Source organism: Streptomyces sp. Act143, assembly GCF_003143935.1.
Taxonomy (GTDB): domain Bacteria; phylum Actinomycetota; class Actinomycetes; order Streptomycetales; family Streptomycetaceae; genus Streptomyces.
Genome location: NZ_QFRX01000001.1, coordinates 1186560 through 1209220, shown reverse-complemented (window position 1 = coordinate 1209220; position 22661 = coordinate 1186560). Strand labels below are relative to the sequence as shown.

Here is a 22661-nt window from a genome sequence, read left to right as displayed (position 1 = left end):
CTCCCCGACTGAAGAGGTCCGGAAGAACACGGAGTTCGGATCGATCCAGCAGGGCGCCTGGTGAAGCGGCCGCCTGCTGCCATGCCCGGCGGGCTGGTTCGCAGCGTTATCGCCGGTAAACCCAGAGTGACGTGAGAACAGCGTGACCCAGGGGGTGGGTCACCGCAACTCGCGGTGCCTCACCCCTTGCGCCCCGCGGCCTTCCGCACCGCCTCGATGAACCGGCGTGCCGCCGGTGGTCCCGGCTCGCCCGGAGCGGGATCGTGGTCGCCGAGTGTGAGCAGGTACCGCTTGCCGTTGAGGTCGGCAAGTGCCCTGTCGTCGGGGGCGAACCAGGGCTTGGAGGCGCGCACCGCCTGCACCGGCGCGCTGTCGATCTCGCTGCCGTAGCTGGTGAGCAGTTCCAGTCTGCCGCCGCTGATCCGCACCTGTCCGGCCCGGGTGAGGGAGCGCAGCCGCTTCCCGATCCGCACGCCCGTGGCCGTGAACTCCGGTTCCGCCATGCCTCCCCGCCCCCTAGTGCGCCCTCGTCGAGCCGGCCCGCGATCGTGTGATCGTGAACCGGCCGCCTGCGTGATCCAGTGTGCGCCCCCGTGGGGACCTTCGTCCCGTCCGGTGCAGTCTGCCCGCACCCGGCGTCGAGCACCAGTGCGCATGACGCCCTCGGCCGGACCGCCCGGAGCACTCGCGCGAATGCGCCCCCAGAGTGCTGCGAAGCGCGCCCCCAGGGTGCTCTTTGAGGTGCTCAAAGGTGTGTTTATGCAGGTGAGAAGCGTGCGGAAGGTGTTTATGATCGGTGCGTCGGCAGCGCGATCCGTCGTCGACGCCACCCCTTAGGAGCCGCGCCGTGCCCACTCCCCAGCAATCCCGGACGGGCGAGACCCTCGACACCCTCGACGTCGACCGCAGCGACCCCGCCTACCGTGACTGGCTGAAAGAGGCCGTCCGAAAGGTCCAGGCCGACGCCAACCGCTCGGCCGACACCCACCTCCTGCGCTTCCCGCTGCCCGAGCGGTGGGGCATCGACCTGTACCTGAAGGACGAGTCGACCCACCCGACCGGCAGCCTCAAGCACCGGCTGGCCCGGTCCCTCTTCCTCTACGCCCTGTGCAATGGCTGGATCCGGCCGGACCGCCCGGTGATCGAGGCGTCCAGCGGCTCGACGGCGGTCTCCGAGGCGTACTTCGCGGGGCTGATCGGGGTGCCCTTCATCGCCGTCATGCCGCGCACGACGAGCGCCGAGAAGATCCGACTGATCGAGTTCCACGGCGGGCGGTGCCACTTCGTGGACGACTCGCGCAAGATGTACGAGGAGTCGGCCCGTCTCGCGGCCGACACCGGCGGCCACTACATGGACCAGTTCACCTACGCGGAACGGGCCACGGACTGGCGCGGCAACAACAACATCGCCGAATCCGTCTTCCGCCAGCTGGAGTTGGAGCGGTTCCCGGAGCCGGCCTGGATCGTCGCCACGGCCGGCACCGGCGGCACCTCGGCGACCATCGCCCGGTACGTCCACTACACGCAGCGCGACACCCGCATCTGTGTCGCCGACCCGGAGAACTCCTGTTTCTTCGAGGGCTGGACCACCGGCGATCCGGACGTCACCTGCGACTGCGGGTCCCGTATCGAGGGCATCGGCCGACCGCGCATGGAACCGAGCTTCGTGCCCGGCGCCGTCGACCGGATGATGAAGGTCCCCGACGCGGCGAGCGTCGCCGCCGTACGCGCCCTGGAGCGGGCCATCGGCCGCAAGGCCGGCGGTTCGACCGGGACCGGGCTGTGGAGCGCGCTGAAGATCGTCGCCGAGATGGTGGCCGAGGGCCGGCAGGGAAGCGTGGTGACCCTGCTGTGCGACCCGGGCGACCGCTACCTCGACAAGTACTACTCGGACGCGTGGCTCACCGAACAGGGCCTGGACATCGCGCCGTACAGCGCGGCGATCGACTCACTGCTGGCGACGGGCGTCTGGCCCTGCTGAGCTCTGTCGTGCCAGCCGCCGGTCCAGTGCGGCGGCCGCACCGCGGAACGCGCGCCCCAGTCCCGGTGCCGCGAGCTTCGCGACGGCGCGGTACGCGGCCGTGCCGTCCGTGGCGAACGTCCACCGCACCCGGGTACCCGCCCCTGAGGGGGTGAGCCGCCACTCCTCGACGAGAGCCCGGGCGCCGGGGGCATTGGCGACGTCGACGCGGTAGGCGTACAGCTCGGGCTTCTTCGCCGCGATGACCGTCTCCTGGAAGCGCCCACCGCCCTTGAGGCGTATCTCGCGCGTGATGCCGTCATCCGCGAGCCGGGCCACGGTCACCGCGGAGAACCACTCCGCCCAGCCCGGCACGTCATCGGCGAGCGCCCGGAACACCTTCTCCGGCGGGGCGGACAACTCCCTTGCGAAGACCAGCCGTACGGGAGCCGACTCGACGAAGTCGAGCCCCACCTCGCGCAGTTGGTGCGCCATGGCCGACACCCTCCTCGTGACGATCGGAGGGTGTCACCGTAGCTGACGCTCCATCAACTGTCTTTACCCGCTCAGGACTCGCCCGCCACCACCAGCCGCCGCAGATGCTCGGCGACCTCCTCGCGCGCCGCGGCGGGCAGTCCGGCGTCCGTCACCAGCGTGTCGACCTGCTCCAGCGCCGCGAACGAACTCAGGCCCACCGTGCCCCACTTGGTGTGGTCGGCGACCACCACGACCCGGCGCGCCGACTGCACCAGACGGCGGTTGGTCTCCGCCTCCGCGAGGTTCGGCGTGGACAGTCCCGCCTCGACCGATATGCCGTGCACGCCCAGGAAGAGCACGTCGAAGTGGAGCGCCGCGATCGCCTGGTCGGCAACCGGCCCCACCAGGGAGTCGGACGGCGTGCGCACGCCGCCGGTCAGCACGACCGTGGCGGCCCCCTGCCGCGGACCCGAGGTGCGCTGCGCCGCGTGGAAGACGTCGGCCACCCGCACCGAGTTCGTCACGACCGTGAGATCCGGCACGTCGAGCAGATGCTGGGCCAGCGCGTACGTCGTCGTACCGCCCGACAGCGCGATCGCGCTGCCCGGCGCGACCAGTTCGGCCGCCGCGCGCGCGATGTCCTCCTTGGCCGTCAGCTCCAGGCCCGACTTGGCCTCGAAACCCGGCTCGTGGGTGCTGGCCTCCACCACCGGCACCGCGCCGCCGTGCACCTTCTCCAGGACCCCCTGGCGGGCCAGCGCGTCGAGATCGCGGCGCACCGTCATGTCCGACACGCCGAGCTTGCGGGTCAGCTCGTTCACCCGGACGCCGCCGCGCCGCCGCACCTCGTCCAGGATGAGGGCGCGCCGCTGCTCCGCGAGGAGGTTCTGATTCTCACTCACGTACGCTCCGGTCCTTTCGCCGCAATCCGTCCGACACGCCCTGCGCACCAGCTCCGACCAGGACATCCTCCCCGTCCTCGGTGCGTGGACGCCCCATCCTCGCACGTCACGGTACGGGCCGCGGCACCGACTGTCACGACGCGCGCATGTCACCTCGCCCGCAGAGATCCGCCGAGGGTCACACGGATCGGGGAGATTCCGTGACGAGAGGTGTACGAGGCCGCCCCAGCGGAGATCCTGGAGGCCGCACCGACACATGCCGACGGCGCGTCACGGGGGAAGTGCGAACAGTGGAACGTGCACAGGAACGTGCCTCGACGACCGGCTCCGCCCTGGAGCTCCTGGTCCACGGGGTGGGCGGGACGACGCCCGAGAAGATGCTCGACGATCCGCGGACCGTACGGATCACCGGCGACGACACGGCGGCCGTGTTCCGGCGCGCCGAGGACGTCGGGGCCGAGAGCGCGGGCCCGCGGGAGCGCCGCGAGGAGCCGGTGCCCGAGGCGTACGTCTGGTGCAACCTCACCTCCGGCAACTCCTCCCGCGCCCTGTGGCTGTTGCTGCTGCCGTTCATGGTGGTCAACCTCGCGCACTGGATGCGCCCCAGCGCCCGCGGCCGCAAGCGGACGGTCCGTCTCTACGGGCTGCTGGTACGCCTCGCCGCGCTGACCCTGACGGTGCTGCTGGTCGCGGCCGTCTGCGAGGTCGCCCTCGACCTGACCGCCTGGCAGTGCGCGGGCACGCGCGCGTGCGCCGACCGGCACACCTGGCTGGGCTTCCTGTCGCCGACCGTCTCCGACGGCGGCTGGTGGAGCCGCCCCGGCCGCCGCCTCGCGCTCGCCGCCCTGCTGCCCGCCGCGCTGACCGGCCTGCTCTGGTATCTGTCCCACCGCACCTGGAACGCGTACGAGTCCCAGCAGCCCCTGGTCCACCCGGCCGAGCACGACGAGGACACCGCCCGCACCGCGCTCGGCCGCCCCGGCTTCTGGTACGGACGCCGGCTGGTGGCCCGGCTGCGCGCCGCGCACACCGCCGCCGCCCTGCTCACGGTCGCCGCGGCGGTCGGCTCTGCGGCGGCCGGTTTCGACTTCCGCGCGGGCGGCCCCGCCCTGCTCGACGCGCTCGGCCGGCTCCTGCTCGCGGCGCTCACCGCGGGTGCGGTGACCGTCGTGTGGGTGGTCTGCCGCCGCGGCCGCAGCGAGAACCGCCTCGACCGGGAGGTCGACGAGCACCTCGTACGACGTCTGCCGTTCGCCGCGCTCGCGCTGCTCCTGCTCACCCTCGTGTACGCAGGCTGGGAGCGGCCGGGGTGGGAGTCACGGGGGCGGCTGCCGGGGGACGCGACCTTCGGCGGCATCGCCCTCGTCCAGGGCCTGATCGTCATCGCCATGGCCGTCGTCGCCCGGGTCCTGCACCGCACGCACCCCGACCCGCGCGCCGCGATGCGCGGCCTCGGCGGTCCGGCCGTCGCGATGCTGGCCTGCGCGCTCGGCGGAGTGATGTCCGGCGGGGTCTCCCAACGGGTCTCCGACTGGCTGGACGGCACCGGCGCCTCGATCCCCGGGCCGCCGGTCCTGCTGACCTGGCAGGCGTCGGTGATCCCGCCGCTCCTCGTCGTCCTGCTGGTCCTGGGCGGCAGGCTCGGCCGCCGTGCCTGGGTGCTGCGCCGGGCGGAGCTGGCCGCCGTCGACACCGAGTACCCGGGCGAACCCAAGGACCGGGCCCGCAGCCGGGGCATCGCCACCGCCCGCGCCCTGGCCACCCTCACCGACCGCGCCCCGCGCATCCTCGCCGTCACCTCCGCCACCACCCTGCTGCTCGGCGCCGGAGCGCTGGTGGGCGCCATGACGACGGAGAAGGTGCCCGCCGAGGCGGCGGGGAACTCCTACGCCGTCCTCCAGGGTGCCGCCGACACCGCGCAGGCCCTCGGCTCCTGGCTGATCGGGGTGGGCTTCATACTGTTCGTCACCTGGGGCAGGCGCGCCTACAAGGACCCCTCCGCGCGCCGCACCATCGGCATCCTGTGGGACGTCGGCACCTTCTGGCCGCGCGCCGCACACCCCTTCGCCCCGCCCTGCTACGCCGAGCGCGCGGTACCCGACCTGACCTGGCGGATGGCCACCTGGACGCGGGCCACCGGCGGCCGTCTGGTGATCTCCGGACACTCCCAGGGCAGCGTCCTCGCCGCCGCCGCGGCCTGGCAGCTGACACCCGCCGACCGTCGCAGGGTCGCCCTGCTCACCTACGGCTCACCCCTGGAGCGCCTCTACGGCCGCTGGTTCCCGGCCCACTTCGGGCCGGCCGCGCTCAGCGCCCTGCACCACGAAGTGGCCTGCTGGCGCAATCTGTACCGGCCCACCGACCCGATCGGCGGGCCCATGCGCCTGCCCGGCGACTGCGGCCCCGAGGTCGACCACGAACCCCTCGCGGACCCGCTGGCGTACGGCCGCACCGATCAACACCCGCTGCCCGCGCCGATCCTGGGCCACTCCGACTATCAGGCGGACCCGGCCTTCGCGCAGGAGCGGGCGCGACTGCTGGCCCGGCTGCGGCCGGACGTGCCGGCCCAGCGATAGCTCGCGGTCAGGGCAGGTCCGGCAGGTCCTGCGCGAACAGCAGGGTCAGGTCGTCCGTGCTCGGCTCCTCGACCTGGGCGACCCGGCTCGCGTGCCGCTCCACCATCGCCTCGAAGGTCTGGCGGGCGGTGCGGCCGTTGCCGAAGGCGGGGCCCTTGGGGATCGCCGTGAAGTACTTCAGCAGGGCCTCCGGCGCACCCGGCGCCAGCCGGTACTCGTGCTCCTCGGCCTGCTGCTCGACGATCCGCAGCAGCTCGTCGGGTGCGTAGTCGCCGAAGGTGATGGTCCGCGAGAAGCGCGACGCCACACCGGGGTTGACCGAGAGGAAGCGCTCCATCTCGGCCGTGTAGCCCGCGACGATCACCACGACCGCGTCCCGGTGGTCCTCCATCAGCTTCACCAGCGTGTCGATGGCCTCCTTGCCGAAGTCACGGCCCGAGTCCTCCGGCGACAGCGCGTACGCCTCGTCGATGAACAGCACGCCGCCGCGCGCCTTGTCGAAGGCCTCCTGGGTGCGGATGGCCGTCGAGCCGATGTGCTCGCCGACCAGGTCGACGCGGGAGACCTCGACGAGATGGCCCTTCTCCAGCACCCCGAGGGAGGCGAGGATCTCGCCGTAGAGGCGTGCGACCGTCGTCTTGCCGGTGCCGGGGGAGCCGGTGAAGACCAGGTGGCGTTTGACGGACGCCGCCTTCAGGCCCGCCTGCTGACGGCGGCGGCCGACCTCGATCATGTCGGTGAGGGCGCGCACCTCGCGCTTGACGCTGTCCAGGCCCACCAGCGCGTCGAGTTCACCGAGGACGGCCTTCGAGGTGCGCGCGGGCTGTTCCGGCTCGGCGGGGGCGACCAGCGGTTCCGGTTCGGTGCTGCGCTGCCCGGGGATGGCGCCGAGCAGGCCGGGGGACTGGCTCGCCGTCTGCACAGCCGTCTCGTGGGCGGCGGGGGGTCGCAGACCCGCGCTCTCGTCGCTGGTGCAGTCCTCGACGACGGGACCGGTGCCGGAACCGGTGTCGGGGCCCGCGTCCGCGAACTCGTAACCGCCGCGCGAGCAGCGTTCCGTGCGGCACTTGCGCAGCGTGGTGCGGCAGCCGTCTATCACGTGGAAGCCGTAGCCGGAGCTGCCCGTGACCCGGCAGTTGAGGAAACTGCCCCGGCCGCCGGCGGAGACGTAGAAGCCGGCCTCGGCGGGGGAGTCGACCGTGCACCGCTCGATGGTGGGATCGGCGCCCTTGGTGACGATCACGCCGGTCTGGGTGCCGTCCACCGTGCAGTTGTTGAGGGTGCCGCCGCTGCCGTGGTCGCGGAACCAGGCGCCGGTCGCGGCGTCGCGGATGCGGCAGTCGTCGAGCTGGGCGGTTGCGCCGTCGCTCACCGACACGGCCGTGTTGCGCACCTGGGAGATGTCGCTGTCGACGACGTCCGCGCGGGAGCCGCGGTCGAGGACGAACAGCGCGTCCGGCACGTCGTGCACCCGGCAGGAGTCCAGCACCGCGGTCGCGCCGTCGCTGACCCACACCGCGGGGTAGTCGCCGGTGCTGTCGAAGATCTCGCACTGGTTGGCGTCCACGCGGGTGCCCGGGTCCCACACCGACAGGCCGTTGCGCCCGAACTGACGCACCGTCGTGCGCGTCAGCGTCAGGACCGAACGCGAACGCAGGTCCACGGCGTTCTCGGGGATGTCGTGGATACGGCAGTCGGCCAGGGTCAGCACGGCGTCCGTGTCGAGGGTGACGCCGTCGGCGGTGGTGCGGTGCACATCGCAGTCGGTGAGGTGGGCGGTGGCCCGGGCGGTGACCTGGACGCCGCTGCCGCGGACCTCGTAGACCTCGCAACCCACCGCTTCCAGCGCGGAGTTCTCCCCGGTCGCCGACAGGCCCACGCCCGAGGCGTGGTGCACCCGGCAGCGCTCCAGGCGCGGGTGGGCACCGCCGCGGACCGCGACACCCGCCTGACCGGCGGCGACGACCTCGCACTCCTCGAACACCCCGCCCCCGCCGTCGAGTACGGCGATGCCGACCCCGGCCGGGTTGTCGACCGAGCAGCGCCGCACCGTCGGGCGAGCGCCGCCGCGCACCTCGATGCCGGCCGCGGAGCGGGTGACGATCCGGATGTCCGTCAGCTCCGGGGTGCCCTCCTCGACCAGCAGCGCCGGTGCCGCCGCGTCCTGGCCCTCCACATGCAGGTCCTGCACCACGGCCGAGGCCCGCACGGTGAGCGGCACCCCGTCCACGGGCGCGATCCGCACGGAGCCGGGGGAGCCCTCGGGGCCGCGCAGGGTCACCGCCCGCTGCAGGACGAGGTTCTCCCGGTAGGTGCCGGGGGCGATGGTGAGGACGTCGCCGTCGGCCGCGGCCTCCAGGGCGGCGGCGAGCGACGCGTACTCACCTGTGCGGCGCCGCCACCGCGATGTGCCGGTGTGCGTCACCTGGACCGTGCCCTGTGCCATGGCGCTGCTGTGCCCCCACCTCGTGGTACGCGGGTCTGGATGCCGATTGACTCGGCCGGTCCACCGTAGCGTGCGTGCGGGCGGTGGGTTGACCAGAGTGGGAAGGCTGTCAGCTGCCGGTGCCGGTCCTGCCCCAGTCCGGGCCCGCCTGGGCCCACGCCTGGTCCCAACGGGCGTACCGGCGACGGACCATGCGCCAGACGATCAGTCGCCTGGCGCCCTCGACGAGCCCCATGCCCAGCAGCGTCGCGCCGACTCCGGCGAGGACGGCGTGCGTGGTGGCGGTCGCGGGGTCCAGCGGGCGGGCCACTATACGGCCGTGGGCGTCGGTCCATATCGGGAAGTGGTCGCCGCTGTGCGGGTGTTTGAGGTTGGCCAGGGCCGGGCCGTGCTGCGCGGTGCCGTCCGGGGCGGTCCAGTCGGCTAGGACGCGGCTGCGCTGGTCCCGGCCGGTGGTCGTCTCGGGGTCGGCGTCGAGCGGGGAGCGGCCCAGCGCGCGGGTCACGGTGGCCGTGATCTGGTGCCGGGACGCCTGCTGCTGCCGGACGGACTTCTGCAGGGCGTCCTGCGCCACGCCGCCGACGAACGCGCCCACCAGCGGCGCGACCATCAGGACGAGCAGCAGCGCCGCCAGCGCGAGCCAGGCCTCGGCCAGGTCGGTCGCACGGCGCAGCGGATTGCGCCGCCAGCGCCAGAGTCCGCTGATCGCTCGCACCGTCCGCACCCCCTTCCCGCTCCGTGATAACCCTCGGGACGGCAGATCACCCGCGGGCCCGGGCAAAGAGAGAGCGAAATCACCTGGGCCGGGCCCCCTGACGAACTTCTCACACAAGCCAACGCCGCGCCCCCCGGCGCGAGTTCCCGCGAGCGGCCCTCGAACGGATCTCTGCTACTCCAGGACCCGGACCGGATCGCCGAGGCGGATCACCCCAGGTGACAGGGGGACCAGGTTCTGCCCGAAGACCAGCTTGCCGTCGAGGCGCCGATGGCGGCCCAGCGTGAGCAGGGGCTCCTTGCCGCGCTCGGCGCTGTCCTGGTCCGTGGTCGTCACGACGCAGCGTCCGCAGGACTTGGCGACGCGCAGGACGACCCCGCCGATCGCGATCCGCGACCAGTGGTCCTCGGCCCAGGCCTCCGTGCCCGACACGACCACGTTGGGCCGGAACCGGTTCATGGGCAGCGGCCCCTCGGCCGCGTGATCACCCTGCGCGATCAGGGAGTTGAGGGCGTCGAGGGAGGCGGTCGTGGTGACCAGCAGCGGATAGCCGTCGGCGAAGCTGACGGTCTCGCCCTCGCGCGCGTACTCGGGGTCGACGGGCCGGCGCGTCGCGGGATCGTCCATGTGCACGAGCCGTACGTCCGCGCCCAGATAGGCGCTGCACCAGGCGTGCACGGCCGGGTCCTCGGCGGGCACCGCCTCCACCTTGTCGCGGAAGATCTGCATGGGCACGGTGTCGACCGGCCGCGGCACGGGCACGGTCAGCGGCTCCATACCGGGCGCGGACAGGCGAACGCCGCCGCCGGGCAGAAGCTCGGCGGCGGCGAGTGCGATGCGCGGCTGCTGGCGTTGGGTGACGACCTTTCCCCCGTCGTCGATCAGCGCCCAGCGCCGGTCCCCGGCCAGCCCCCAGGGCTCCACGACGGCCTCCCGGGGCGCCAGGCCCCGGAACGCCTTGACCGGATGTACATGAATCGAGTGCAGCTGCGCATTCCCCATGGACCCCATCGTGCCACCCGGCACGGACAGTCCCGGGGTCGGCTCAGTAGCCGCGGTACTGCTGGTTGTTGTAAGGCTGCTCCTGGTACGGCGCCGGAGTGGGCCGGGGAGTCGCGGGGCGCATCGCCTCGTAGCCCATGCCCTGGTTCATCGGGCGCGGCGGCTGCTGCTGCGGCCCGGGGTACCCCCGCGGCGCGGAGGCCTGCTGCGGGATGTAGGCGGCGGGCGCCTGCTGCAGCGGCGAGGGCTGCTGCGCCTGCGGATAGCCGTAGGAGGGCTGGGACGGTGCCGCCGGGAGGGCGGGCAGCGCGGACGGCAGCGCGGGCAGGTTGCCGCTGCTCGGCATGGCGTACTCGGCCGGGACCCGGATCGGGGCGATCTGCGGGGTGCCCCGCTCGGCCACGAGCGAGTCGTAGATCGGAGTGTCCGGGAAGGAGGCGGAGTAGTAGCCGCCGCCATAAGTGGAGCGGGGGGAGGTCATGGCACATAAGTTAAGCCCACGATGTGCTGGTTGGGGAGACCGATAAGAGGGTTGTTTTCCGTGTCGGCAGTGGCTTGGGATCCCCAATGCGAGCGAACTCGGCAAAAAGGGACCGCGACCTGCGTTCGAAGCCGGTAAAGGCCGAGTTCCGAGCGGGTTACCGGCGGTTGGACGGTGATCTTCCTGTGCCCGTCATGGGACTTCGCTGTCACGGGGAATAGGTTGGCCCCGTAGACAATCAATGGGCTGCCGGGGACATGCCTGGCACGGTGACACGTGATGGGGGCGGACATGTCAATGCCGAAAGGGTCGAATACTCCGGTGCCGACCACGGCGCTGCGGGTCGAATTGGGCTGGAACACTGGGCCGGGCGTGCCCGACGCCGACGCGTCCGCGCTGCTCCTGGTCGGTGGGAAGGTCCGCTCCGACGGCGACTTCGTCTTCTACAACCAGCCGGCGCACTCCTCCGGCGCGGTCCGGCACGAGGGCAAGCGCAACGCCGGCGGTCAGGTGATCGACAGCCTGCTCGTCGACCTCGCGCGCGTGGAGCCCGCGATCGAGACGATCGTGCTGGCCGCGTCCGCGGACGGCGGCGCGTTCGGGCAGGTGCCCGGCCTGTACATCGAGGTCAAGGACGCCGCCCAGGGGGCTGTCACCGCCCGCTTCGACAGCGCCGGGGCCACCGTCGAAACCGCTTTCGTGCTGGGCGAGTTCTACCGCCGTCAGGGCGCCTGGAAGTTCCGTGCCGTCGGCCAGGGCTACAGCAGCGGACTGGAGGGCCTGGCCACGGACTACGGCATCACCGTGGACGAACCCCAGCAGGCCGCCGCCGCGGCGCCGACAGCCCCGCCCGTGGCGTTCCCGGTCACCGTGCCCCCGCCCGTGCCCCCGGCGACCATGCCGCCGCCTCCCGCCGCGCCGCCCGCACCTCCGGCGACCCCGGCCCAGCCGGTCCGCCTGACCAAGGTCACGCTCACCAAGTCCGCCCCCTCGGTCTCGCTGACCAAGCAGGGCGGCACGTCCGGCGCGATGCGCGTCAACCTCAACTGGCAGGTGCGCAAGCAGTTCTCGGGGTGGGCCAGCAAGCTCGGGCGCCCGGTCGCGATGCACAACGACCTCGACCTGGACCTGTGCGCGCTGTACGAACTCACCGACGGCAGCAAGGGCGTCGTGCAGGCCCTGGGCAACGCCTTCGGCGCGCTGCACCAGCCGCCCTTCATCCACCTCGACGGCGACGACCGCACCGGCGCCGTGGCGAGCGGCGAGAACCTCACGATCAACCTCGACCACAAGCAGCACTTCCGCCGCATCCTGGTCTTCGTCACCATCTACGAGGGCGCGCGCTCCTTCGCCGACCTGCATGCCACCGTGACCCTGCAACCGCAGTACGGCGCCGCGATCGACTTCTCGCTCGACGAGTGCACCGTCCCCTCGACGGTGTGCGCGCTCGCCCTCATCACCAACACAGGCTCCGACCTCGTCGTCCAGCGCGAGGCCCGCTACCTGGTGCCCGAGCGTGGCGTGAGCCCGCAGCGGACCGTCGACTACGCCTACGGCTGGGGCATGAACTGGACCCCCGGCCGCAAGTAGGCCACGGTCACCCCTCTTCCGGGACGGATTCCGGGACGGTGTCCGGACGTGCGTAGGTGCGGCCCTTCCAGGCCGCGCCGCGCCCCCGGTAGTGCTGCACCGCGGAGTCGGCCGTCATCAGCAGATAGAGGAACGCCGTGAACGGCAGCAGCGGCGCGAGCCACAGCGGCTGCCGGTAGTAACGGAGCATCGGCGCGTACGTGCCCGCCATCACCAGCCACGCCGCGCCGCCGAGGGCCGCGGCCCCCGCGTCGCCCGTGGCGAGCCCCGCGGCCAGCGCCACCGGCGGCACCAGGTAGACCAGTGCCAGCCCCGCCACCGTGCCGGTCAGCAGCGCGAGGCTGTGCCGCAGTTGCGCGTACGCGCTGCGCGACACCATGCGCCACAGGTCGTGCAGCCGCGGATACGGACGCACGCTGTCCACCCGCTCCGCCAGCCCCAGCCAGATGTGACCGCCCCCGCCCTTGACCGCCCGCGCGAGCGCCACGTCGTCGATGACGGCATGCCGGATCGCGTCCGGGATCCGGGCCCGCTCGGCGGCATCGGCGCGCAGCAGCACGCAGCCGCCCGCCGCGGCCGCCGTACGCGACCCCTTCCTCCCGATCCGGCGGAACGGATACAGCTGGGCGAAGAAGTAGACGAAGGCCGGCACCACCAGCCGCTCCCACGTGCTCGCCACCCGCAGCCGGGCCATCTGGGAGACGACGTCGAACCCGCCGCTGCCCGCCGCCGCGACCAGCATGCGCAGGCTGTCGGGGGCGTGGGCGATGTCGGCGTCCGTCAGGAGGAGGTACTCGGGGTCACGCGCGCGTGCCAGATCGATGCCGTGGCGCACCGCCCAGAGCTTGCCGGTCCAGCCCGCGGGCGGTTCGCCGGGCGTCCCGACCGTCAGCGGCAGCCCGCCGTGCCGTCGGGCCAGGGCCCGGGCCAGCTCTCCGGTGCCGTCCGAGCTGCCGTCGTCGACGAGGAAGACCTCGGCCCGCCCCGGGTAGTCCTGGGCGAGCAGCGAGGGCAGGCTCGCCGGCAGCACCTCGGCCTCGTCGCGCGCGGGGACGACGACACAGACCGACGGCCAGTCGTCCGGCTCCCGCCGTGCGGGGAGCCTGACGTCCGTACGCCAGAAGAAGCCCTGGCAGAGCAGCAGCCACAGCCAGGCGGTGAGGGAGACGGCGGCGGTCCACGCGATGGCGCTCACCCGCGCAGTCTGCCCCACGGGACCGGCCGTCAGGGGCTCATCGTCTATCGTGGCCGGGTGAAGATCGCGCTCATGGACTCCGGACTCGGCCTCCTGCCCGCCTCGGCCGCGGTACGCCGGCTGCGGCCCGACGCGGATCTCGTCCTGTCCTGGGACCCCGACGGCATGCCCTGGGGCCCGCGTACCCCCGAGGACATCACCGAGCGCGCCCTGGCCGTCGCCGCGGCCGCCGCCGCGCACGACCCGGACGTCCTGATCGTCGCCTGCAACACCGCCTCCGTGCACTCCCTGCCCGCCCTGCGGGCCGGCTTCGAACCGGGCCTGCCGATCATCGGCACCGTCCCGGCGATCAAGCCGGCCGCGGCCGGAGGCGGCCACGTCGCCATCTGGGCGACGCCCGCCACGACCGGGAGCGCCTACCAGCGCGGTCTGATCGAGCAGTTCGCGGCCGGCGTGGAGGTCACCGAGGTGCCCTGCCCCGGGCTCGCGGACGCCGTGCACCACGCGGACGAGGCGGCCGTCGATGTCGCCGTCGCCGCTGCTGCCGCGCTCACGCCCGAGGACGTGACGACCGTCGTCCTGGGCTGCACCAACTACGAACTGGTCGCCGAACGCATCCGGGCGGCCGTCCAGAAGCCCGGCCGGCCGCCGCTGATCCTGCACGGCACCGCCGGCGCCGTGGTGGCCCAGGCGCTGCGCCGGGTCGGCGCGGCCCCCGCGACGGACGCCGCCGCGGACGGCACGCTCACGGTACTGCTCAGCGGACGCCAGGAGGCCCTGCCGGCCACCGCCCTGGCGTACGAAGAAGGAAGGTTCCTTCAGGCGGTCACGCCCGCCCGCTGACCGAAGGCCCCCAAGGCCCTGTCCGGCCCGGTCGCTCTCCGCGACGCGCTACCCGCGCGGCGAAACCTGAGTAACCTCGTAGGCATGAGGGACCACCCCCACGGCGAGAACGCGCCGCACCCCGACGTCTGGACCGGACGGGCCACCAACCGGTTCCAGTGGCTGCTGGCGCTCGTCGGCGCCGCGTGCATGGCGCTCGGTATCGAGCTGGCCGTGGACTCGGCCTGGACCTCCGGCATCGCCCCGCTCGCCATGGCCGTGGTCGGCTGCATCGCGGCCGGGCTGCTGGTCCTGTTCGGCACCCTGGCCTTCGTCCATGTCGCGCTGAAGGTCGACAAGGAGTCCCTGGAGGTGCGCTGCGGCCACATGGGCCTGCCGCGCCGCCGCATTCCGCTGTCCCTGGTGGCCGGCGCCGAGGTCGACCCGCACGTCACCCCGCGGCACTGGGGCGGCTGGGGCTACCGCTGGCGGCCCGAGAAGGGCACCGCCGTCGTCGTCCGGCGTGGTGAGGGTGTGCGGCTGAGCCTCTGGGACGGACACACGTTCACGATCACCGTGGACGACGCGGAGGCCGCCGTACAGATCATCCGGGACCGGCTGCGGTCGCGTACGCCCGGGACGGCCCACTGAGCTCAGGGAGCCGACCGGTCGCCCGTGGGGCGTGCCGTCGTCTCCTGGAGCGGTGACCCGTCCGTGAGCGGGCGGGCCGTGGCCAGTCCCGCCAGCAGTCCGGCGCCCACCGACACCGTCGTGAAGCTGAGCGCGTTGCCCACCGAGGCGATCGCCGCGAGGGCCGTGAGCGCCGCCCCCGCGGTGAGCACGACCGGCGTCGGCCGCGGGGAGCGCCACAGGGTGTAGAGCATCCAGCAGAACGCCGCGGCGAGCAGGATTACGCCGACGACTCCCTGCTCGGCCGCCTGCTGAAGCGGCGCCGAGTGCGGTTTGCCGTCGGACAGCAGTGTGCGGGTCGCCGTGGCGCTGAGCTCGCCGAACCGGCCGGGGCCCACGCCCAGGGCGGCATCGTGGTGCGCCATGTGCAGCGCGTCGTGCCACAGGTCGATCCGATGCCGGGTGAGCTGGCCCTCCAGCGCCACGCTGAGTCCTTCCGGCAGCGTCTTCCCGCCGATCGCCCAGGGCAGGCCCGTGCTGAGAGCCGCCGCCAGGGCCAGTCCGGCGAAGCCCGCGGTCCGGTGGCCGCGCATCCGGCCGGCGGCGAGGGAGGCCAGCAGCACGGCGGCGCTCGCGACGCAGCCGCCGACCGAGCCGAGCACCGCGGCCGTCGCGACGATCCCGGCGGCCGGTACGCGCAGGGCGAGCCGTTTCGCCGGAGTGCGCGCGGCCCACGCGGCGCAGCACACGGCGCCCGTGGACAGGGTCAGCACGGCCGCGGTGCCCCCGGCGTGGCCGAGCGGGGCGATGATCTCGGGACCGGGGGAGAGGCGCGGAGCGGCCACCGCGAGGCCGACCCCGGCCGACGCCGCCGCGCACAGCGCCGCGACCGGCAGGAGCGCCCCGCAGATGCGCCCCGCCGCGTACCCGGCGGCCACCGCGAGAACCGCCAGCAGCACGCCCTCGGGCCGGCCGCCGTGCACGGTCGCCGTGATCAGGGCCCAGACGGCGCAGGCCCCCAGCACCACCACACCCGCGGCGTCAGAAACGTTTCGTCTGTCGGCGTCCTCACCCGGACCGGCAGCAGACGTCATCCCCGTCGATCCCACCCGACCCCCCGAACCGGTCCCCCGACCTGTGCGGGCCTGCTCGTACCGCCGCCTGACCGGCGGTACGACAAAGGCTCCGGCACACCGTAACGGCTGATGGGCGGTTTGTGGACGAGTTGCGCAGGACGGATGCGGCACGGTCACGGCGGGTCCTGCGGGGCGGACCACACCATGATCGCTTGCGCCGCCCCGGGGAAGGGGGCGTGCGGACCGCGCTGTCGGTGCCAAGGTCACCCGCCGTACACTCCCCGAGTGACCGTCACCGCAACATCCGTGGACGAGTCGGACCAGGCTCAGCCGCTCGCCGCCACCGCGCGCGCAGCACGCCTCGTGCGCTTCGTCCCGGCCCTCGCCGCCGCGCTCTCCGGAGTGCTGCTCTACGTCAGCTTCCCGCCCCGCACCCTGTGGTGGCTCGCACTGCCCGCCTTCGCCGTCCTCGGCTGGGTGCTGCGCGGCCGTGGCTGGAAGGCGGGCCTGGGCCTCGGCTACCTCTTCGGCCTGGGCTTCCTGCTGCCGCTGCTGGTGTGGACCGGCGTGGAGGTCGGCCCCGGGCCGTGGATCGCGCTGGTGGCGATCGAGGCGGTCTTCGTGGCACTGGTCGGCGCGGGCATCGCCACGGTGTCGAAGCTGCCCGGCGCCCCCCTGTGGTCGGCCGCGCTGTGGATCGCCGGCGAGGCGGCACGCGCGCGCGTGCCGTTCAACGGCTTCCCCTGGGGCAAGATCGCCTTCGGCCAGGCCGACGGGGTGTTCCTGCCGCTGGCCGCGGTGGGCGGCACACCGGTGCTCGGCTTCGCGGTCGTCCTGTGCGGCTTCGGGCTGTACGACGTCGTCCGGCTGGTCGTCGACAGGCGCCGCGGCCAGGACATACGCCGGCCGACCGCCGCGGTCGCCCTGCTCAGCCTGCTCGTCCCCGTCGCCGCGGCCCTGGCCGCCCGCCCGCTGGTCAGCGACAAGGCCGAGAACGGCACCGTGACGGTCGCCCTCATCCAGGGCAACGTGCCTCGCGCGGGTCTCGACTTCAACGCCCAGCGGCGGGCCGTCCTCGACTACCACGCGCGCGAGACCGAGCGGCTGGCCGAGCGGGTCAGGGCCGGCAAGGTGCCCAAGCCGGACCTTGTGCTGTGGCCCGAGAACTCCTCTGACGTCGACCCCTTCGCCAACTCCGACGCGCGCGCCGTCATCGAGGGCGCCGCCAGGGCGATCGGTGTGCCGATCTCGGTCGGCGGGGTCGTCGAGCGGGACGGCAAGCTCTACAACGAGCAGATCCTGTGGGACCCGGTGAAGGGCCCGACCGACACCTACGACAAGCGGCAGATCCAGCCCTTCGGCGAGTACCTCCCGCTGCGCTCGCTGATCGGCGCGATCAACAGCGACTGGACCTCGATGGTCCGCCAGGACTTCAGCCGCGGCACCGAACCGGGCGTGTTCACCATGGCCGGCGCCAAGGTCGGCCTGGTCACCTGCTACGAGGCGGCCTTCGACTGGGCCGTGCGCTCCGAGGTCACCGATGGCGCCCAGATGATCTCCGTGCCCAGCAACAACGCCACCTTCGACCGCAGCGAGATGACCTACCAGCAGCTCGCCATGTCCCGCGTCCGCGCCGTCGAGCACAGCCGGACCGTGACCGTGCCGGTCACCAGCGGCGTCAGCGCGATCATCATGCCGGACGGCAGGATCACCCAGAAGACCGGCATGTTCGTCGCCGACTCCCTCGTCCAGAAGGTGCCGCTGCGGTCCTCCGAGACGCCCGCCACCAAGCTCGGCATCCTGCCCGAGATGGCGCTGGTGCTGGTCGCCGCGGGCGGACTGGGCTGGGCGATCGGCGCGCGGGCGCGCAACAGGCGGGCGGGGTCCGCCGGTTAGGGTCGGGGGCATGGCTACTCCCGACTTCATCCGCGATCTCCGTGCCTCCGTCGGTCATCAGCTGCTGTGGCTCCCCGGAGTCGCCGCCGTCGTCTTCGACGACGAGGGCAGAGTGCTGCTGAACCGACGCTCCGACACCCGCCGGTGGTCGTTGATCGGCGGCATCCCGGAGCCGGGGGAGCAGCCCGCCGCCTGCGCCGTGCGCGAGGTGTTCGAGGAGACGGCGGTGCGCTGCGTCGCCGAGCGAGTCGTCCTCGTCCAGGCACTGGAGCCGATCACCTACCCCAACGGTGACGTCTGCCAGTACATGGACATCACGGTGCGCTGCCGGGCCGTCGGGGGCGAGGCCGCGGTGAACGACGACGAGTCGCTCGAGGTGGGCTGGTTCGACGTGGACGCGCTGCCGGACCTGAACGAATTCGGCAAGTTCCGCATCAAGCAGGCCCTGGCGGACGGCCCCACATGGTTCGACTCCACTGGTTCCGACTGAAGTGTGGGTTGCGGCCACATGGGGTGAGGTGAGGCGGCTGCCTAGGGTCGTGCCATGACAGTCGCTCGCGCCCTCCCGGCCCCCCACGCCCCCACGCTCGACCTCGGCGGCCGTACCGCCCTCGTCACCGGTGCCGCCGGCGGCATCGGGCGCGCCTGCGTGCTGCGGCTCGCCGCGGCCGGCGCCAAGGTGAGAGCGGTGGACCGGGACGCCGCAGGGTTGGAGGACCTCGTCGACGGCGCCCGCGACCTCGCGGGCGCCGTCGAACCCCATGTCCTCGACCTCACCGACCTGGACGCCGCCGAGCTCGCCGCCGCCGGGACCGACGTCCTCGTCAACAACGCCGGGCTGCAACTGGTCCGCCCCATCGAGGAGTTCCCGCCGGACGTCTTCCACACGGTGCTCACCGTGATGCTGGAGGCCCCGTTCCGGCTCGTCAGAGGCGCCCTGCCGCACATGTACGGGCAGGGCTGGGGCCGCATCGTCAACATCTCCTCGGTGCACGGACTGCGCGCCTCCGCCTTCAAATCGGCGTACGTGGCCGCCAAGCACGGCCTGGAAGGGCTCTCCAAGACCGCCGCCCTGGAAGGCGCGCCGCACGGCGTCACCTCCAACTGCGTGAACCCGGCCTATGTGCGAACCCCCCTGGTCGAGAAGCAGCTCGTCGACCAGGCACGGGCGCACGGCATCCCCGAGGAGCGCGTCCTGACCGAGGTGCTCCTCCAGGACAGCGCGGTCAAGCGGCTCATCGAGCCGGAGGAGGTCGCCGACGCCGTCGCGTATCTGTGCAGCCCGCACGCCTCGTTCGTGACCGGCACCTCGCTGGTGCTGGACGGGGGCTGGACGGCGCACTGAGCCGTGCGGCCCGCCGGGGTTGTCCACAGGGCTGACGAGGTGAGCGTGCGATGAGGAATCCTGTGAGCATGTCCCGCGATCACGTGCAGTCCGCCGAACGCCCGACCGGCAGCACCGAGGCCCCGTTCCTCGCACTGCTGGCCCGGGGCGCGTCCGCCGACGCCTACGAGCAGCCGGTGCTGCTCGCCCGCGCCGAGGGACGGCCCCCCGAGCGGATCGCCGCGCTCGAGGAGGCCAAGCTGATCGCGCTGCGGGTGCGCTCGGAGCTGGAGGGCAGGCGCCGCCGCGAGGCCGAGCTGTCCGCCCTCTTCGAGACCGCGCACGACCTGGCGGGACTGCGCGACCTCGACGCCGTGCTGCGGGCGATCGTGCAGCGTGCCCGGTCACTGCTCAACACCGACGTCGCCTACCTCAGCCTGAACGACCCCGCGCGCGGCGACACCTACATGCGGGTCACCGAGGGCTCCGTCGCCGCCCGCTTCCAGCAGCTCCGGCTCGGCATGGGGGAAGGGCTCGGCGGCCTCGTCGCCCAGACCGCCCGCCCCTACGTCACCGACGACTACTTCAAGGACGAGCGCTTCCAGCACACCCGCACCATCGACGCCGGAGTACGGGACGAGGGCCTGGTGGCCATCCTCGGCGTGCCGCTCACCCTGGGGCACCACGTGATCGGGGTACTCTTCGCCGCCGACCGGCGCGCCCGGGTCTTCGAGCGGGAGCAGATCGCGCTGCTCGGCTCCTTCGCCGCGCTGGCCGCGGCCGCCATCGACACCGCGAACCTGCTCACCGAGACCCGCTCGGCCCTCGCCGACCTGGAGCGGGCCAACGAGATCATCCGCGACCGCAGCGGTGTCATCGAGCGCGCCTCCGACGTCCACGACCGGCTCGCCGAACTCGTCCTGCGCGGCGGCGGGGTGCACGACGTGGCGGCGGCCGTCGCCGAGGTCCTCCACGGCACCGTCGAGTTCCTGGACGCTGCCTCCGCACCGGCTGACGCCCTGGAGACCTCAAGCGCCGAGGGACACGCGGTGCGGCACGGGGACGACTGGATCGCGGCCGTGGCCGCCGGCGGCGAACTGCTCGGCGCGCTCGTGCTGCACGGCCATCCCGGACTCGACCCCGTCGACCAGCTCACCCTGGAGCGCGCGGCGATGGTCACCTCGCTGCTCCTGCTCGCCAGACGCTCCGCCGCCGAGGCCGAACAGCGGGTCCGCGGCGAGCTTCTCGACGACCTCCTCGACGCCCGCGACCGCGACCCCCGCCTGCTGCGCGAGCGCGCCTTCCGCCTCCACGCCGACCTGGACGCCACCCACGTCGTGCTCGCCGCGCGCCTCGACGGCACCACCGCCGACGCCGAGCAGGAGGCCGACGCCCGCAGACGCCTGTGGTCCGCCGCCTCCCACCTGGCCGCCACAAGGCACGGCCTGGCCGCCGCCCGGGACGGCGGCACCGTCCTGCTGCTGCCCCTGCAACCCGGCGACACCGCCACCGCCCTGGCCCGCCGCACCGCCCACCACCTGGGCACGGCCGTCCACGAGGCCGTCACCGTGGGAGCCTCCGCCCCCGTCGAGGACCTCGCCGGCCGCCCGGACGCCGTGACCGCCGCCTACGAGGAGGGCCGGCGCTGCCTCGACGCGCTGCGCCTCCTCGGCCGCACCGGGGACGGGGCGGCAGCCGAGGACTTCGGATTCCTCGGCCTGCTCCTGGCCGGAGACCGGGACATCACCGGCTTCGTCGACCGCACGATCGGCCAGGTCGTCTCGTACGACGAACGACGCGGCACGGACCTGCTGCGCACCCTCGACGCCTACTTCGCCTGCGGCATGAGCCCGGCCCGCACCAAGGACGAACTGCACGTCCATGTGAACACCGTCGCCCAGCGCCTGGAGCGCATCGGCCGCCTCCTCGGTGACGACTGGCAGAGCCCCGCCCGCGCCCTGGAGATCCAGCTCGCCCTGCGCCTGCACGTGCTGGCCGCACCCGCAGCGCACTGACCCCCGTACGCGCGGGCGTACGGGGGCCGGTGCGGCAGGGGGTCACACGGTGCGGGCGTCCGCCGGTGCCGTCGTCGTGGGCGCCGCGTCGGCCGCGGACTCCACGTCCGCCAGGTCCCGGTCGCGGGTCTCCTTGGCCACGCCCACCGCGACCAGCGTCAGCAGCGCCGCGGCGATGACGTACAGGGCGATCGGGGTCGAGCTGCCGTAGTCGTCCAGCAGGGCCGTGGCGATGAGCGGCGCCGGGGCGCCCGCCGCGACCGAGGCGAACTGCGCGCCGATCGAGGCACCGGAGTAGCGCATCCGGGTCGCGAACATCTCGGCGAAGAAGGCGGCCTGGGGCGCGTACATCGCGCCGTGCAGCACCAGACCCACGGTGATGGCGAGGATCAGGTTGCCGAAGTCGCCGGTGTCGATGAGGGAGAAGAACGGGAACATCCACAGGCCGATGCCGGCGGCGCCCAGCAGGTACACCGGACGCCGGCCGATGCGGTCCGACAGCGCGCCCCACAGCGGGATCACCGCGAAGTGCACGGCCGAGGCGATCAGGACCGCGTTGAGCGCGGTCTGCTTGGAGACGTCGGCCGCGGTGGTCGCGTAGACCAGGATGAAGGCGGTGATGACGTAGTAGCTGATGTTCTCGGCCATGCGCGCGCCCATCGCGACCAGGACGTCACGCCAGTGGTGGCGCAGCACGGAGACGAGCGGCAGCTTCTCGGCGTCGGCCGCCTGTCCCGCCTTGCGGGCCTCCGCCTGTGCCAGCGCCTGCTTGAAAACGGGCGACTCGTCGACGGACAGACGAATCCACAGACCGACCATCACCAGGACGCCGGAGAGCAGGAACGGAATCCGCCAGCCCCAGCTGGTGAAGGCGCTGTCGGAGAGGACCGCGGTGAGCAGGGACAGCACACCGGTGGCCAGGAGCTGACCCGCGGGCGCGCCGGTCTGCGGCCAGGAGGCCCAGAATCCGCGCCGCCGGGCGTCGCCGTGCTCGGACACCAGGAGCACGGCCCCGCCCCACTCGCCGCCGAGCGCGAAGCCCTGGACCAGGCGCAGCGCGGTCAGCAGCACGGGCGCGGCCGAGCCGACCGTCGCATGGGTGGGCAGCAGCCCGATCGCGAAGGTCGCCCCGCCCATCATCAGCAGGCTCAGCACCAGCAGCTTCTTGCGGCCCAGCCGGTCGCCGTAGTGCCCGAAGACCAGCGCGCCGAGCGGACGGGCGGCGAAGCCGACGGCGTACGTCAGGAACGACAGCAGGGTGCCGACGAGGGGGTCGGAGTCCGGGAAGAACAGCTTGTTGAAGACGAGGGCGGCGGCGGAGCCGTAGAGGAAGAAGTCGTACCACTCGATGGTCGTGCCGATGAGGCTGGCGGCGACGATGCGCTTCAGGTTGCCCGGTGCGGTGGGTGGGGGCGGAGCGGATGCTGCGGAGGCCATGAGCGCCACTTCCTCGTGTGCGGTGGGGACGGGTACGTGCTGTACGTGCTGGCACACCGTAGGAAGGCGCAGGTCAGGCTGATATATGGCGGGACTACATAGTTCGGCCCCGAGGTA

General features: G+C 73.0%; 19 protein-coding genes. 9 read left to right on the top strand and 10 right to left on the bottom strand.

Annotated features, from left to right (window positions below):
• Positions 1-179: 179 nt before the first annotated feature.
• Complete coding sequence (locus DI272_RS05330) at positions 180-503, bottom strand: hypothetical protein (protein ID WP_109493983.1); 324 nt, start codon at positions 501-503, stop codon at positions 180-182.
• Positions 504-847: 344 nt separating this feature from the next.
• Here DI272_RS05330 and DI272_RS05325 point away from each other — a divergent pair, with 344 nt between their 5' ends.
• A complete protein-coding gene (locus tag DI272_RS05325; protein ID WP_109493982.1) occupies positions 848-1981 on the top strand; it encodes a PLP-dependent cysteine synthase family protein in 1134 nt (377 codons plus the stop codon).
• On the opposite strand, the gene DI272_RS05320 is transcribed toward DI272_RS05325, so the two are convergent.
• Positions 1949-2455: an SRPBCC family protein gene (locus DI272_RS05320; RefSeq protein ID WP_109493981.1), complete on the bottom strand. Its 507-nt coding sequence runs from the start codon at positions 2453-2455 to the stop codon at positions 1949-1951. The two genes, DI272_RS05325 and DI272_RS05320, sit on opposite strands and share 33 nt — an antisense overlap.
• Before the next feature lie 71 nt (positions 2456-2526).
• Complete coding sequence (locus tag DI272_RS05315) at positions 2527-3339, bottom strand: DeoR/GlpR family DNA-binding transcription regulator (RefSeq protein ID WP_109493980.1); 813 nt, start codon at positions 3337-3339, stop codon at positions 2527-2529.
• Between the two features lie 290 nt (positions 3340-3629).
• On the opposite strand from DI272_RS05315, the gene DI272_RS05310 reads away from it, so the two are divergent.
• The gene (locus DI272_RS05310; protein WP_109493979.1) at positions 3630-5915 is read left to right on the top strand and encodes a hypothetical protein; all 2286 of its coding nucleotides are present in this window, start codon (positions 3630-3632) and stop codon (positions 5913-5915) included.
• Between the two features lie 7 nt (positions 5916-5922).
• On the opposite strand, the gene DI272_RS05305 is transcribed toward DI272_RS05310, so the two are convergent.
• The 4 genes from DI272_RS05305 to DI272_RS05290 form a co-directional block, all read right to left on the bottom strand.
• On the bottom strand, positions 5923-8361 hold the full coding sequence (locus DI272_RS05305; protein ID WP_181387094.1) for a right-handed parallel beta-helix repeat-containing protein: 2439 nt from the start codon (positions 8359-8361) through the stop codon (positions 5923-5925).
• 109 nt (positions 8362-8470) lie between these two features.
• Positions 8471-9076: a hypothetical protein gene (locus DI272_RS05300; RefSeq protein WP_109500694.1), complete on the bottom strand. Its 606-nt coding sequence runs from the start codon at positions 9074-9076 to the stop codon at positions 8471-8473.
• Between the two features lie 174 nt (positions 9077-9250).
• Positions 9251-10078 carry an MOSC domain-containing protein gene (locus DI272_RS05295; protein WP_109500693.1) on the bottom strand — a complete coding sequence of 276 codons (828 nt, stop codon included), beginning with the start codon at positions 10076-10078 and terminating at the stop codon, positions 9251-9253.
• A 43-nt stretch (positions 10079-10121) separates the two neighbouring features.
• Positions 10122-10559, bottom strand: a complete 438-nt coding sequence (locus DI272_RS05290) for a DUF6643 family protein (protein ID WP_109493977.1) — start codon at positions 10557-10559, stop codon at positions 10122-10124.
• A gap of 297 nt (positions 10560-10856) precedes the next feature.
• Between DI272_RS05290 and DI272_RS05285 the strand changes: the two genes are divergently transcribed.
• Positions 10857-12149 carry a TerD family protein gene (locus DI272_RS05285; RefSeq protein WP_109493976.1) on the top strand — a complete coding sequence of 431 codons (1293 nt, stop codon included), beginning with the start codon at positions 10857-10859 and terminating at the stop codon, positions 12147-12149.
• Between the two features lie 7 nt (positions 12150-12156).
• On the opposite strand, the gene DI272_RS05280 is transcribed toward DI272_RS05285, so the two are convergent.
• Positions 12157-13362 carry a glycosyltransferase gene (locus DI272_RS05280; protein WP_109493975.1) on the bottom strand — a complete coding sequence of 402 codons (1206 nt, stop codon included), beginning with the start codon at positions 13360-13362 and terminating at the stop codon, positions 12157-12159.
• 39 nt (positions 13363-13401) lie between these two features.
• Between DI272_RS05280 and DI272_RS05275 the strand changes: the two genes are divergently transcribed.
• Positions 13402-14187 carry a glutamate racemase gene (locus DI272_RS05275; protein WP_109493974.1) on the top strand — a complete coding sequence of 262 codons (786 nt, stop codon included), beginning with the start codon at positions 13402-13404 and terminating at the stop codon, positions 14185-14187.
• 84 nt (positions 14188-14271) lie between these two features.
• On the top strand, positions 14272-14817 hold the full coding sequence (locus DI272_RS05270; protein ID WP_109493973.1) for a hypothetical protein: 546 nt from the start codon (positions 14272-14274) through the stop codon (positions 14815-14817).
• 2 nt (positions 14818-14819) lie between these two features.
• Here the strand turns inward: DI272_RS05270 and DI272_RS05265 are convergent, their stop codons facing one another.
• The gene (locus tag DI272_RS05265; protein WP_109493972.1) at positions 14820-15890 is read right to left on the bottom strand and encodes an O-antigen ligase; all 1071 of its coding nucleotides are present in this window, start codon (positions 15888-15890) and stop codon (positions 14820-14822) included.
• Positions 15891-16157: 267 nt separating this feature from the next.
• Between DI272_RS05265 and lnt the strand changes: the two genes are divergently transcribed.
• The 4 genes from lnt (at position 16158) to DI272_RS05245 (ending at position 21107) form a co-directional block, all read left to right on the top strand.
• Entirely contained in the window at positions 16158-17768 is a 1611-nt protein-coding gene (gene lnt / locus DI272_RS05260; protein ID WP_109493971.1) for an apolipoprotein N-acyltransferase, read from the top strand.
• A gap of 10 nt (positions 17769-17778) precedes the next feature.
• Entirely contained in the window at positions 17779-18258 is a 480-nt protein-coding gene (locus DI272_RS05255; protein ID WP_109493970.1) for an NUDIX domain-containing protein, read from the top strand.
• A 54-nt stretch (positions 18259-18312) separates the two neighbouring features.
• Entirely contained in the window at positions 18313-19113 is an 801-nt protein-coding gene (locus DI272_RS05250; RefSeq protein WP_109493969.1) for a 3-hydroxybutyrate dehydrogenase, read from the top strand.
• A gap of 68 nt (positions 19114-19181) precedes the next feature.
• Positions 19182-21107, top strand: a complete 1926-nt coding sequence (locus tag DI272_RS05245; protein WP_109493968.1) for a GAF domain-containing protein — start codon at positions 19182-19184, stop codon at positions 21105-21107.
• Positions 21108-21149: 42 nt separating this feature from the next.
• On the opposite strand, the gene DI272_RS05240 is transcribed toward DI272_RS05245, so the two are convergent.
• On the bottom strand, positions 21150-22544 hold the full coding sequence (locus DI272_RS05240) for an MFS transporter (protein WP_109493967.1): 1395 nt from the start codon (positions 22542-22544) through the stop codon (positions 21150-21152).
• Between the last annotated feature and the right edge of the window lie 117 nt (positions 22545-22661).